Annotated in this window: 10 protein-coding genes; 4 read left to right on the top strand and 6 right to left on the bottom strand. The window is 61.6% G+C overall.

Annotated features, from left to right (window positions below):
* Window positions 1-2: 2 nt before the first annotated feature.
* On the bottom strand, window positions 3-1379 hold the full coding sequence (locus BM017_RS12050) for a 2-oxoadipate dioxygenase/decarboxylase HglS (protein WP_092244384.1): 1377 nt from the start codon (window positions 1377-1379) through the stop codon (window positions 3-5).
* 289 nt (window positions 1380-1668) lie between these two features.
* On the opposite strand from BM017_RS12050, the gene BM017_RS12045 reads away from it, so the two are divergent.
* Both BM017_RS12045 and BM017_RS12040 read left to right on the top strand, forming a co-directional pair.
* Window positions 1669-3078, top strand: coding sequence for an OprD family outer membrane porin (locus BM017_RS12045; RefSeq protein ID WP_092244382.1), 1410 nt, complete (start codon window positions 1669-1671; stop codon window positions 3076-3078).
* A gap of 69 nt (window positions 3079-3147) precedes the next feature.
* Window positions 3148-5781 carry an MGH1-like glycoside hydrolase domain-containing protein gene (locus BM017_RS12040; RefSeq protein WP_092244379.1) on the top strand — a complete coding sequence of 878 codons (2634 nt, stop codon included), beginning with the start codon at window positions 3148-3150 and terminating at the stop codon, window positions 5779-5781.
* Between the two features lie 47 nt (window positions 5782-5828).
* Here BM017_RS12040 and BM017_RS12035 read toward each other — a convergent pair whose 3' ends face one another.
* The gene (locus BM017_RS12035; RefSeq protein WP_071493079.1) at window positions 5829-6143 is read right to left on the bottom strand and encodes an SCP2 sterol-binding domain-containing protein; all 315 of its coding nucleotides are present in this window, start codon (window positions 6141-6143) and stop codon (window positions 5829-5831) included.
* A 56-nt stretch (window positions 6144-6199) separates the two neighbouring features.
* Window positions 6200-6910, bottom strand: coding sequence for a histidine phosphatase family protein (locus BM017_RS12030; RefSeq protein ID WP_092244376.1), 711 nt, complete (start codon window positions 6908-6910; stop codon window positions 6200-6202).
* 195 nt (window positions 6911-7105) lie between these two features.
* On the opposite strand from BM017_RS12030, the gene sohB reads away from it, so the two are divergent.
* Window positions 7106-8131 carry a protease SohB gene (gene sohB, locus BM017_RS12025; protein ID WP_071488016.1) on the top strand — a complete coding sequence of 342 codons (1026 nt, stop codon included), beginning with the start codon at window positions 7106-7108 and terminating at the stop codon, window positions 8129-8131.
* 6 nt (window positions 8132-8137) lie between these two features.
* Here sohB and BM017_RS12020 read toward each other — a convergent pair whose 3' ends face one another.
* Entirely contained in the window at window positions 8138-9673 is a 1536-nt protein-coding gene (locus BM017_RS12020; protein ID WP_092244373.1) for an MFS transporter, read from the bottom strand.
* Window positions 9674-9824: 151 nt separating this feature from the next.
* Between BM017_RS12020 and BM017_RS12015 the strand changes: the two genes are divergently transcribed.
* Complete coding sequence (locus tag BM017_RS12015; protein ID WP_092244370.1) at window positions 9825-10700, top strand: LysR family transcriptional regulator; 876 nt, start codon at window positions 9825-9827, stop codon at window positions 10698-10700.
* On the opposite strand, the gene BM017_RS12010 is transcribed toward BM017_RS12015, so the two are convergent.
* Together BM017_RS12010 and BM017_RS12005 are read right to left on the bottom strand one after the other, a co-directional pair.
* Window positions 10678-11793, bottom strand: coding sequence for an MDR/zinc-dependent alcohol dehydrogenase-like family protein (locus BM017_RS12010; RefSeq protein WP_092244367.1), 1116 nt, complete (start codon window positions 11791-11793; stop codon window positions 10678-10680). The genes BM017_RS12015 and BM017_RS12010 overlap by 23 nt on opposite strands.
* 64 nt (window positions 11794-11857) lie before the next feature.
* Window positions 11858-12865, bottom strand: a complete 1008-nt coding sequence (locus BM017_RS12005; protein WP_092244364.1) for a substrate-binding domain-containing protein — start codon at window positions 12863-12865, stop codon at window positions 11858-11860.
* Between the last annotated feature and the right edge of the window lie 422 nt (window positions 12866-13287).

The raw sequence follows: 13287 nt of genomic DNA, 5'->3' as shown, positions 1-13287 counted from the left end.
GTTCATGCCAGCAGCGCCTGGGTGCATTCATCGATGGAGCGCTGCTGCGTCTCGCCATAGAGTTTCAATTCATCAATCGTTCGCTGGCCCAGTGCCTGTTCGAATTCGGCCTGGTTCGAGTTGGCCGCATAGTGACTCTGCGCCGCATCCCCCAGGTTCGACTGGAAAATCCCCGCCGCGCTCACCGGCAGAAAATCTTCATACACCAACGGTTCCACGTCGATGTGGCCGGCGGCGATCAGTGCTTCCAGGGTGCGTGGTTGATCGGCGCTGCCGCGTGCCGCCAGGCCTTGCTCGGTGGGGAAGTAGCGGTAGTAGGCCAGGCCCTGCTCGCGCATCTGGGCATGGTTGTCCGGGAAGGCCTGGAAGTGTTGTTCCATCAATTCGACATAGCGTGCAGCGTTGCCCTCGTTGGGGAAGGCGCCCAGTGCGTCGCGGGCGGCGTTCAGCAGTTGGTCGTAGAGCGCGCGGCCTTTGGGCGTCAACGCCACGCCGCGTTGTTCGATTTCGCCGAAGCGTGCGCTGTGGCTGCCTTGGGCGTCGGTGAAGGCGATGGGTTCATCCAGGGCCTTGAAGCTGGTCTGGCGCAGCAGGATCGGGCAGTGGCGGCGTGGCGGGCCTTCGATCACGGCCTTGGGCGTGATGCCTTTGCCGGGCATGGCGGCCTGGACCTGGTCGATGTCCAGGGTGCGTGGGGTCAGGTGGTTGATGTGCGGGCCCTTGAAAGCGACCACGTCGGCGATCAGGCGGTGCTGGTCGCTCAGTTGCTGGTACTGCGCGCCGGTGACGGTGGCGGTGTGATGCCAGCGGAAGGTTTCCAGGGCCTGGCGGATGAATTCGTCGGCATCCTGGGCGTTGAGTCCGCCCTGGTTTTCGGCTTTTTCAATCAGCGCCAGGGCGCCGGGGGTGAAGATCGAACGCTTGGCCAGGGCGGTTTCGGCGAAGGCGCGCAGGTCGGGGTTTTCGATCAGTTCCAGGCGCAGCAATGAGGTGAACACGCGAAACGGGCTGGTCTGCAACGCCTGTTCATGCACGGCGCGAAACGCGGTGGAGTGTACGGGCACGCCAGCCGGGGTCAGGTCGTAGTAGCCCACCGGCTGCATGCCCATCACCGCGAACAGGCGGCGGATGGTGGCCAGCTCGGTGGCGGTGCCCATGCGGATCGCGCCGTGGCGTTCCATGTCCAGGCGCTGGATTTCGCCGGTGCGTTGCAGCTGTTGCGCCAGCAGCGGTTGGGTGTCGAGCACGTGCGCATTGGTCTTGGCCACCAGATCCATCAGCGCGCCATACAACGGAACTTCATCTCGGTACATGTCGGACATGGCCTTGGAAAAGCCCTTGCGGATCTCGTCGGGGCTGACCTGTGCGGTGCTGTGCATAGAAAAATTCCTGATGGCGGGGGCGCGGATAGTGGCCTTTTGCTGGATTTTGTTGAGCGCAACGTCGCCTTGCAAACGAAGATTCTTCAGGACTTCATTCTGCAAATGAATGAGATGACGTGAAGATGACAAAAAACGGCCCGTGTGAAATTTCATTTTCGGGCGTTTTTCCTAACTAATTCTTCACGAAGTCCGCCCCGGCCGGCGTGAAAGAATCGTCACGTTTGCAAGGATGAAAACGCCGTTATGCACACCAGACACATAAAAAAATGTTTAGGGGCTGTCGTTAATGAAAATTTCTACACTGGCGTTGTCGATCACCGCCGCCGTTCTTGCACAACAGGCTTACGCCGATGACTTCGGGCTCGGCTCGCTGGGCACCGGCAACGGTCACAGCGGCTTCCTTGAAGACAGCCATGCGTCTGTCAGCTCACGGACCATGTACTACAGCGCTGATAACCGCTCGGGCACCAACAACGATCTGCGCGAAGCCGCCACAGCGCTGCGTTTTGACTACAAGTCCGGCTTCACCCAAGGCACCGTTGGCCTGGGTTTCGATGTCATGGCCTTCGGCGCCCTGCGCCTGGACGGTGGCGACGGCCACACGGCGGGTCCGGGCCTGGCGGGTAACGGCAACAGCTTCTTCCCGACCAGGAACAATGGCACTGAACCGGCCGACTCCTTCGGGCGCGCCGCCGGCAATGTGAAGTTCCGTATTTCCCAGACCGAGTTGCACGTCGGTGGTGGCCTGGCGCCGGTGCTGCCGATCCTGGTGTCCAACGACAGTCGCGTGGCACCGCAGACCTTTGATGGCGGTATCCTGACCTCCAACGACATTCCCAATGTCACCTTCACCGGTGGTGAGCTGAACCGCGCCGAAGGCCGTGCTTCCAGCAACTCCACAGGCCTGAGCGTGGCCGGTGGTACTCGCGACAGCGACAGCTTCAAGTTCGGTGGGGTGGACTACAAGCCGTTTGGTTCTTCCGACAACGTGATCGCGAAAAACCTGACGTTGCAGTACTACTACGCCCAACTGCAAGACTTCTACAAACAGAACTACGTTGGCCTGGTCCATACCCTGCCGCTGGGCAATGACCAGTCGTTCAAGACCGACCTGCGCTACTTCGACAGCCGCAGCGACGGCAAGAACGGCGAAAGCGGCTACCAATTCAACAACAACGGTGGCTACGCCAAACACGCCGGCGAAGTCGACAACAAAACCTACAGTGCGGCCTTCACCTACCAACTGGGCGGCAGCAGCTTGATGCTCGGCCACATTGGCGTAGGTGACGACGGCGGTTTCGTCTGGGTCAACCAGGGCAGCCTCGCCGACCCGCATGCCCAAGGCGCCGGCGGCAGCGACTTCTACCTGTTCACCGACGCCGTGGTCGGCCAGTTCTCCCGCGCGGGCGAGCAGGTCAACTTTGGCCAATACACCTATGACTTCAAGGCGTACGTACCTGGGCTGAAGGCGTCCGTGGCCTACCTGGACGGTTCGGACATCAAGGCCAAGGTCGCCGGCGGCCCTGACCAGAAGGAAAACGAAGCCGACTTCCGCCTGGACTACGTGGTGCAGGCAGGTCCCCTGAAAGGCTTCGGTACCACCTTCCGTACCGGCACCTACCACGGCAAGAACACCGGCACCGCCGACCAGGACCAGACCCGCCTGATCTTCAACTACACCTACGCCATCTTCTAAGTCTTCATGTGCACCCGGGCGTCATTGGGCTCTACACTGCCTCTCACCTGGTAGGCGCTGGAGGACCCGATGACGGCCACGCCCGACACTCGAATGCTTGAGACAACCGAAGGTCAGCGCCTGGCGCAGCAGGATGCCGAGCGCTGGCGCGAGTGGGGTCCCTATCTGAGCGAACGCCAATGGGGCACGGTGCGCGAAGACTACAGCGCCGACGGCGACGCCTGGGCCTACTTCCCCCATGAACATGCACGCAGCCGCGCCTACCGCTGGGGCGAGGATGGCCTGGCCGGTTTCAGTGACAAGGCGCAACGCTGGTGCCTGGGCCTGGCCCTGTGGAACGAGCGCGACGCGATCCTCAAGGAACGCCTGTTCGGTCTCGACAACGCCGAGGGCAACCACGGTGAAGACGTCAAGGAACTGTACTTTTTCGTCGACGGCGTACCGAGCCATGCCTACATGCGCATGCTCTACAAATACCCCCATGCCGCCTTTCCCTACGCCGACCTGATCAGCGAAAACGCCCGCCGTGGGCTGGCTGATGCCGAGTACGAGATCCTCGACACCGGCGTGTTCGAAGACAACTGCTACTGCGATGTCAGCGTCGAGTACGCCAAGCACCAGCCCGACGATATCTTCATGCGCGTCACCGTGCACAATCGCTCGGACCAGCCGACGCGGCTGCAGGTGCTGCCGCAACTGTGGGCGCGCAATGACTGGAGCTGGACCTTTGACGCGCCCAAGCCGCAGTTGATGTTGGACGGGGAGCAGGTGCTGGCACGTCATCCGGAACTGCCGGACCGTCATCTCGGCGCCTGGGGCCAGGACGGGCTGGAGTGGCTGTTCTGCGAGAACGAAACCAACTACCCCAGGCTGGATGGGCAGCCGGCGCCGGGGCCGTTCAAGGATGGGATCAACGATTACGTGGTCGAGGGTGTTCACTCGGCAATTCGGCGTGACAGCGGTACCAAAGTCGCGGCGCGTTTCGTTGTCGAACTGGCCGGGATGGAAAGTAAAACGCTCTACCTGCGCTTTGCCCCTGTCGACGCGCCACAGGTCAACGCGCGCAAGCTGTTCGAACAACGCCGCCAGGAAGCGGATGACTTCTACGCCGCCCTGCAACGTGGCATGGCCGACGACGATGCGCGCAATGTGCAGCGTCAGGCACTGGCCGGGTTGCTGTGGTCCAAGCAGCTGTACTATTTCGACGTCAACCAATGGCTCGACGGCGACCCCGCACAACCCGCGCCGCCGCCCGAGCGCCTGCATATCCGCAATACCCATTGGCGCCACCTGTCCAACTTCGACATCCTCTCCATGCCCGACACCTGGGAATACCCGTGGTATGCCTCGTGGGACCAGGGCTTTCAGGCAGTGGCCATGGCGCTGATCGATCCGGCGTACGCCAAGCAGCAGTTGTTGCTGCTGGTGAAGGACCGCTTCATGCACCCCAACGGCCAGTTGCCGGCCTACGAATGGCGGTTCGACGACGCCAACCCGCCGGTGCATGCCTGGGCCAGCTGGCGGGTGTACCAACAGGACAAGGCGCTCAACGGCGTAGGCGATATGGATTTCCTTGAGCGGATCTTCCACAAGCTGCTGCTGAATTTTTCCTGGTGGGTCAACCGCAAGGACGCCGAAGGCCGCAACCTGTTCCAGGGCGGTTTCCTGGGGCTGGACAATATCGCCTTGTTCGACCGCTCCGCCGCACTGCCGCCGGGGTATCAACTGGATCAGGCCGACGGTACGGCGTGGGTCGCGGCCTATGCACTGGACCTGATGCGCATCGGCCTGGAGCTGGCCAAGCGCAATGCGGTATACGTTGACATCGCGGTGAAATTTTTCGAGCACTTCCTGTATATCGCCGGCGCCATCAACCGTGTCGACGACAGCGCCGAAGGCCTGTGGGATGAGCAGGACCTGTTCTTCTACGACGTGCTGCACCGCCCCGATGGCCAGAACGAACCGGTGCGCCTGCGTTCGATGGTTGGCCTGATGCCGCTGTTTGCCGTACTGGTGCTGGAGCAGCGTGAACATGAAGGCCTGGAGGGGTTGCGCGAGCGGCTGCTGGGGTTCATGAAACATCGGCCGGACCTGGCCAGGCTGGTTTCACGCTGGAACGAACCGGGGCAGGGTAATCGCCTGTTGCTGGCGCTGCTGCGCGGCGAGCGGACCAAAGACCTGCTGCGGCGCATGCTCGATGAACAGGAGTTCTTGTCGACGTTCGGCGTGCGCTCCTTGTCCAAGGCGTTCGCCGAGCAACCGCTGGCGTTGAAGATGAATGGCAACACCCTCAGTGCGAGCTACCAGCCGGGTGAATCCGACTCGCGGCTGTACGGTGGCAATTCCAACTGGCGCGGGCCGTTATGGATGCCGGTGAACTACATGCTGATCGAGTCGCTGCGCGAATTTCACCGTTATTACGCGGACAACTTCTCGGTGGAGTACCCGGCGGGCAGTGGTTATCTGGCGTCCCTGGAGGACGTGGCCGACAGTCTGAGCCAGCGGCTGACGCGGTTGTTCCTGAGGGATGAAAACGGCTCCCGGCCGTCGATGGTGGGATATGCGCCGTTGGAGGCGGATCCGGCAAGTCGCGATCTGGTGCTGTTCCATGAGTACTTTCATGGCGAAACCGGGCGTGGGCTGGGGGCTTCGCATCAAACCGGGTGGAGTGCGTTGGTGGCGTTGTTGCTGCAACCCAAATAAAAATCCCGCCTGTAAAGGCGGGATCGGGATTCAGGGTTGCCCGTGAATCAGGAAGGGAACAGCTCGCTCAGCTTCATGGCCAGCATCATGTCGCCTTCGGTGCGCAGCTTGCCGCCCATGAAGGCCTGCATGCCGTCGGTCTCGCCGCTGACGATGCCTTTCATGGTTTCTGCGTCCATCACCAGGGTGACCTGGGCGTCCGGGTTTTCACCTTCCAGCAATTCACAGGTGTTGTTTTTCACGACCAGCGAGAAGTTCTGGGTGTCGTCGATGCGGAAACCGAACACCAGGTCCAGGCCGTCAGCGGCGGCTGGGTTGAATTTGGCTTTCATTGCTTCTACAGCTTTGGCTACGTCAGTCATGGTTTCGATCCTTTAGGGTAGAGTCCAGTGACCTTGGGGTCACGGTTGGCCGCAGTTCATCGGAACGTGATGAGCTGCGGCGCCTTCAACAGTTGCAAGTGGGTATGGCTGTTGAAGGAAGCCAGTGCCACCTCGCGACCGCGGAATTTCAGCTGGTTGAGCGAGGTGTTAACAATTTGCCAGTTCAGTTCGAAGGCTTGCGCGGCAGGCATTCGGGTGATCAGGTGGAGCAGGGCGGTGATGGTGCCGCCGGAGGTGAACACCGCGATCTTCTGCGTGTTGTCCGCCGCCTCAAGGATGCGTTGCAGGCCACCTTGCACGCGTTCCACGAAGCCCAGCCAGCTTTCCAGTCCCGGTGGATCATAAGTGCCGGCCAGCCAGCGCTCGATGATCAGCGCGAAGATGCGCTGGAATTCGCTGCGGTTCTGCGCGGCATTGCGCAGGATCTCCAGGGCTTCGGGTTCGGTGGTGAGCAGGTCGGGAAGCAGGGCGCGGATGATTGCGTCGGCATCGAATTCGTTGAACGCGCTGTCGACTTCCAGCGCCGGCACCGGCAGGCCGAGGGCGTGGTACTGATCGAAGGCGGCGCTGGCGGTGTGCTGCTGGCGGCGCAGGTCGCCGGCCACGCAGCGGTCGAACACCAGGCCCATGTCCGCCAGGTGGCGACCGAGCACTTGCGCCTGCTCCACGCCGACGGGCGACAGCACGTCATAGTCGTCTGCACCGAAGGAGGCCTGGCCATGTCGAATCAGATAGATGCTGCCCACGTCCGTTTTCCCGGTACGTTGAAAGTCTGGCGAGGTTATGAGGATGCCTGCGAGCTGTCAATGAAAAAACATACGCTTGTTTTAAAAGCTCGTTGGAGCCTGTAGTTGCTGGCGGTTTGATCACTGGCCCGAACGCGGTGCCGCCGGTATGCTGGGGCAATCCGCGCCCGGCGCACTGCACTTGTAAGGAGCAACATGGATTTTTTGGCCGAATATGCGAGCTTTCTGGCGAAGACCGTCACCCTGGTGGTCGCTATTCTGGTGGTATTGATCAGCTTCGCGGCGCTGCGCAGTAAAGGGCGCCGCAAATCCGCCGGCCAGTTGCAGGTAAGCAAGCTCAATGATTTCTATAAAGGCCTGCGTGAGCGCCTGGAGTCGAGCCTGCTCGACAAGGACCAGCTCAAGGCCTTGCGCAAGTCCGAAGGCAAGGCCGAAAAGAAGAAGGGCAAGCAGAAGGCCGAGGCCAAGCCACGGGTGTTCGTGCTGGACTTCGACGGTGACATCAAGGCCTCGGCCACCGAAAGCCTGCGCCACGAAATCACCGCCTTGTTGAGCCTGGCCACCCCGAAAGACGAAGTGGTGCTGCGCCTGGAAAGCGGAGGCGGCATGGTCCACAGCTACGGCCTGGCCTCGTCGCAACTGGCGCGTATCCGCCAGGCGGGTGTGCCGTTGACCGTGTGCATCGACAAGGTCGCGGCCAGCGGCGGCTACATGATGGCGTGCATCGGCGAGAAGATCATCAGCGCGCCGTTTGCCATCCTCGGCTCCATTGGCGTGGTGGCGCAGTTGCCGAACGTCAACCGCCTGCTGAAGAAGCACGACATCGACTTCGAAGTGCTGACCGCTGGCGAGTACAAGCGCACGCTCACCGTGTTTGGCGAAAACACCGAGAAGGGCCGCGAGAAGTTCCAGGAAGACCTGGACATCACTCATCAGTTGTTCAAGAACTTCGTGTCGCGTTATCGCCCGCAGTTGGCAATCGATGAAGTCGCCACCGGAGAAGTGTGGCTGGGTGTTGCAGCCCTCGACAAGCAACTGGTCGATGAACTGCAAACCAGTGACGAATACCTGGCCACCAAGGCCAAGAGCGCCGAGGTGTTCCACCTGCACTATGCCGAGCGCAAGAGCCTGCAGGAGCGTGTGGGCCTGGCGGCCAGCGGTTCGGTGGACCGGGTCCTGTTGACCTGGTGGAACCGGTTGACCCAGCAGCGGTTCTGGTAAGGCTGATCAGCGGTGCGCAGGTTTTATTGAAGCCTGTTGCACCGCTGGGATTGGTTTGCTCATCAACATCCCCACCACCAACGCTCCGAGCAACCCCAACAACCCCGCCACCCACAACACCCCGCTGAAGCCACCCACAAAGGCCTGCCGTGCCAGCGGCTGTACCACCGCCCGTGCCGATTCCGGCAACAAGCCCATCGCCGCCGGCATATCCCCGGCCACCACGCGTGACGCAATCGCGTTTACCTGTGCCTGCCATTGCGCGCCAATGCTTGCACTCAACAGCCGTTCGCTATGACCGCTCAACAACGCCCCATACACCCCAATCGCCAACATGATCGCGCTGAAGCGCATGGTCGTGCTCATGCCCGACGCCATTCCCGCGCGGTCCCGTGGTACGCAGGCCATGATGTTTTTTTGCGTATCGCCATTGAGCAAGCCGGCACCGGCGCCCGTAACGGCAATCGCCAGGGCGAAGGGCAGGTAGCCGCCGACGTTCACTGCCCAGGCACTCAAGAGGTTGCCGCTGCCCACCAGGGTCAACCCGGCGGCCATCATCGTCGCCGGGGCAAAGCGTGCGGCCAGGCGTGCGCCGATGCGCGGACAGATCAGCATGGTCAGCGCAAACGGCAGCATGCCTAGGCCCGAGGCGATCGCGGAAAATCCCAGGCCGTTCTGCAGGTAGAACGGTAGCAGCGTCATCATCACCTGGGCACAACCGGCATAGGCGAACATCCCCAGCAGCGCACCGATAAAGCGTGGGTGGCGGAACAGTTGCAGGTCGACCATGGGCCGCCGTTGCACCCGTTCGACGAGTACAAACACGCCCAGCAAGACTGCGCCACCGATCAGGCGGGCGTAGGTCAACGGATTGTCCCAACCGATGCGGTTGGCTTCGATCAGCCCCCAGATCAGGCACAGCAGGCTGGCGCTGAACGCCAGGCTGCCCCACGGATCGAGCCGCGCGGATTGGGTGTCGCGGGATTCCGGGATGGCGCGCAGGACCAGACTCATCAGCATCAGCCCCACCGGCAAGTTGAGGTAGAAGATCCAGCGCCAGCCCAGGTACTGGGTGATCAGGCCGCCCAAGGTCGGTGCGGCAGTCATCGCCACGCCCATGCACGCGCCCCAGAAGGCCCAGGCCTTGGCGCGCTGCACCTCGTCGTGGAAGGTATGGCCGATGGAGGCGAGGGCGGATGTGAGCAACAGCGCCGCGCCCACGCCTTTGACCGCGCGGGCGCTATCGAGGAGCAGCGCGGTGGGTGCTGCCCCGCAACCCAATGACGCCAGGATGAAAATACTCAGGCCCCAGACCAGGGTTTTCTTGCGCCCGAACCGGTCGGCAATGCTCCCGGCCGGAAGCAATAGCGCGGCGAACGCCAGCATGTAGGCGCTGACCACCCATTCGATATCGGCGAAGTTCGCCCCCAGGTCGCGGGCGATACTCGGCAGGGTCACGGCGACGATATTGGTGTCGAGCACGATCAGCGAGCAGACGCCGGACGCAGTCAGCAAGGTCAGGCGTGGGCTGACCCGGCTCATGATTGAATTACCTCAAAGGCAAGAGGGGGGGTACGGTTGACGACCATCGCAAGGGCTCTCTAGTGTTGTGGTTTGTCTCAGCATATCCGCGCTGCCCAGTGGCTTTATTAGCCAGGCCGACTCGTTTCATTACCTTTGAGCTAATCCAGAGATGGACATCCGTCATTTTCGCTATTTCCTGGCCGTTGCCCGTCAGCGCAATTTCACCCGCGCCGCCGAGCAGCTGGGGATCGCACCCCCGACCTTGAGTCGGCAGATCCAGGACATGGAAACCAGCCTGGGCACACGTCTGTTTGTTCGTCAGCAGCGGGAAGTCAGCCTGACCGAGGCCGGTGCCGCGCTGCTGATCGAAGCGGAGGCGACGGTGCGTCAGTTCGAGTTTGCCCAGCGCAATGCCCAGCGTGCCGGGCGTGGCGAGATCGGCCATCTGGAGTTGGGCTACGTGGCTTCCGCCGTGTATTCCGGCGTGTTGCAGCGGCAGATGCAGGGGTTCTGCCAGGCGTTTCCCGATGTCAGCGTGAACGTGCGTGAATGTGCCATGGCCATACTGCCGGGTGCCGTTGCGGACGGGCGCTGCGATATCGGCTATGTCCGTTCGCCGATGACCTTGCCGGACGGTGTGGAAGCAGTGCGCCTGGACAGTGAAGGTTTTGTGCTGGCGTTGCCGCAGGACTCATGGCTGTTGGGTTTGAAAGTCATCTACTGCGAGCATCTGCAAAACGAGACCTTCATCCTGCCGGAGCAGATCAGCGGCACGCTGCACGTCGCGGCCCAAGGTGGTTTTGCGCCGCGCCTGGGGCCGCAGCCGGGTGGGTTGGTGGCGGTCGTCGCGCTGGTGTCATTGGGGCAGGGCGTGGCGGTGGTGCCGGCGTCGGTGGTGGGGCATGTGAGCTTGCCGGGAGTGGTGTATCGCCCGATTCAGGGCAGCGAGGCGGCGTCCTGGTTGTCGTTGATCCACCGGCGCTTCGAGAAAGCGCCGGCAGTGGTGCGGTACATACAGTTGGTCAAGGCTCAAGCACTACCTTGAGGGACTTGTCGCCGCGCTCCATCACTGCGAACGCTTCCTTGAAGTCCGCCAGGGAGAACTTGTGGGTGACCACGTCGCGCATGTCGATCTTGCGGTTGCCGATAAAGTCGATGGCGCGCGGGTACATGTAAGGCCCCAGGTGCGAGCCGAGCACATCCAGTTCCTTGCGGTCGCCGATGATCGACCAGTCCACCGTGGCCTCGTCATTGAACACGCTGAACTCGACGAACCGCCCCAGCTTGCGCAGCATCGCCAGGCCCTGGTTCACGGCCTTGTGATGACCGGTGGCTTCGATGTAGATGTCGCAGCCATAGCCATCGGTGATGTCGCGGATCTTCGCCAGTACGTCGACGTCGGCCGGGTTCCACACTTCGTCGGCGCCCATGCGCAGGGCGAGGGCGGCGCGTTCCGGTTTCATGTCCAGCACGATGAGTTTCTTCGGATTGCGCATGCGCACCGCACCAATGATGCCCAGGCCCAGGGTGCCGGCGCCGGCGACCACCACGACATCGTCGAAATCCACATTGGCGCGCTCGGCAGCGTGCAGCGAGCAGGCCAGGGGTTCGATCAGGATCGCTTCATCCGGGGCGATGGAGTCCGGGACCTTATGGATGATGCCTTCCTTGGTGAAGATCATGTACTGGGCCATGGCGCCCTGCACGTTGTTCTGGAAGCCATACAGGTCGTGTTTCTGGCACATCCAGTACTGGCCGTGGTTGCAGAAGCGGCAGCCCCAGCACGGCACGATCTGCTCGGAAATGACCCGGTCGCCGATCTTCACGCCGCGCTTGTCCGCGCCGGGGCCCAGGGCGACCACGCGGCACACGAATTCATGGCCGGGGATCATCGGCGGTTTCACATAGCGTGGTTGCTCGGCGTCGCCCCAGAACGACGGCGCGCCGCGATAGGTCTTGATGTCGCCCATGCAGATCCCGCACAACTCGACCTTGGTGAGGATTTCCTCGGGGCCGGGGGTGGGCACGTCGACGGTTTCCAGCCGGTAGTCTTCCGGGCCATGGCAGACCACGGCCTGCATGGTTTTCGGGATGACGGGGTGCAGGTGTTCTTGCGGGCGTTCGGTGACGGTGGACATGGCAGGCCTCACAACAAAGATAAACGGATCGCTCCCATGCGGGGAGCGATCAACCGGCTACGGCTTACTTGGCGCCGCTGACTTGCTTGTACAGCGCATCGGCGTTGGCGTTGGTTACTGGCACCCAGGGCAGGATGTAGTTCTTCGCGGTGCCGTCAGCCCATTGCACATCCTTGGCATAGCGTTCCCAGATCACCGACCGGGGCTTGTAGTCGCTGCCGGCCAGGGCGCGCAGGGCCACGTCCAGCGCACCCTGGGACTGGGCCTGGGCATCCTGCAGGAAGGTGGTGACTTCGTCTTTTTTCGCGGCCTGGATGGCATCCGGCATGCCGTCGATGGAGGTAACCGGTACATCCTTGGACGTCAGGCCGTGGGATTTCAGGGCCTGTACCGCGCCTAGGGCCATGTCGTCGTTCTGCGCGATGACGCCGTTGATGCCTTTGGGGTGGGCGTTCAGCCAGTCCTCCGTCAGCGCCATGGCCTGGGCGCGGTCCCAGTTGGCGGTTTTTTTCTCGATGATCTTGATGTCCGGGTGCTTGCCCAGCACTTCCAGCTCGCCTTTTTCCCGGTCGATCTGTGCCGACTGGCCAATGGGGCCCTGGATGATCACTACATTGCCCTTGCCGTTGAGTTTGTCGACCATGGCCTGGGCCTGCAGGCGGCCGCCCTCTACATCGTCGTTACCCACGTAGGGGACGGCGGCATCGGCAACTTTCGTATTGGAGGCGATGACCACCACGTCGTTACTCATGGCCTGCTTCACGGTGCCGACGCCAGCCTTGGTGTCGATGGGCACGAAGAGGATGGCGTCGTAGTGCTGGGTCACCATGTTTTCGATCTGGTTGTTCTGAGTCAGCGCGTCGTAGTTGCCGTCGAATACGGTCAATTGCACGGTGCCGTCTTTCACGGCGGGGTGCTCCTTGAGTTCGCGTACCCAGTTCTGCATGAATTGGCCCTTGAGGCCGTAGACCGCGGCGCCGACCTTGTAGGTCTTGCCGTCGGCGGCCAGGGCGATGCTGCTGGCGAGGAGGGAGAGGGCCGCAGCGGCGGCGAAGGTCGTAGCAAGTTTCATGATGAGCACCCCATTTATTGTTGTAGTCAGTCGTTCATTCATTGCCTTGTGCTGATCATATGTTTATCAAATGAAAATCTGATCAGTCAAATGCTTTCGTATAAAACGCAGAAATAGGCTGATTTATTGGTTTTTAGGGCTTTGTACCAACGATCAGTAGGTATTTATGCTGATAATAATTTCATTTAATGATCAAATGATCGTGCTGGTTTCGAAGGTTTTACAGATCTTGTAATAGTTTTGGGTTGTGGGGATTTTCCCTTTCGACTGTACGATTCAAGTCCTTTTGTCATTGCAGGATTTGCATGAACACCCTCTCGGAGCCTCCCAGTCGTCTTTCCCCAAGACATCCTCTGTCGTTGTTCCCGCTGAAGCACCCCGTATTCCGACTGCTAACCTTTTACCGGTCTACTGACCGCACT

Source organism: Pseudomonas sp. NFPP04, from assembly GCF_900113815.1.
Taxonomy (GTDB): domain Bacteria; phylum Pseudomonadota; class Gammaproteobacteria; order Pseudomonadales; family Pseudomonadaceae; genus Aquipseudomonas; species Aquipseudomonas extremorientalis.
The sequence above is the reverse complement of the archived record's forward strand: the minus strand, read 5'-3'. Positions and strand labels throughout refer to the sequence as shown.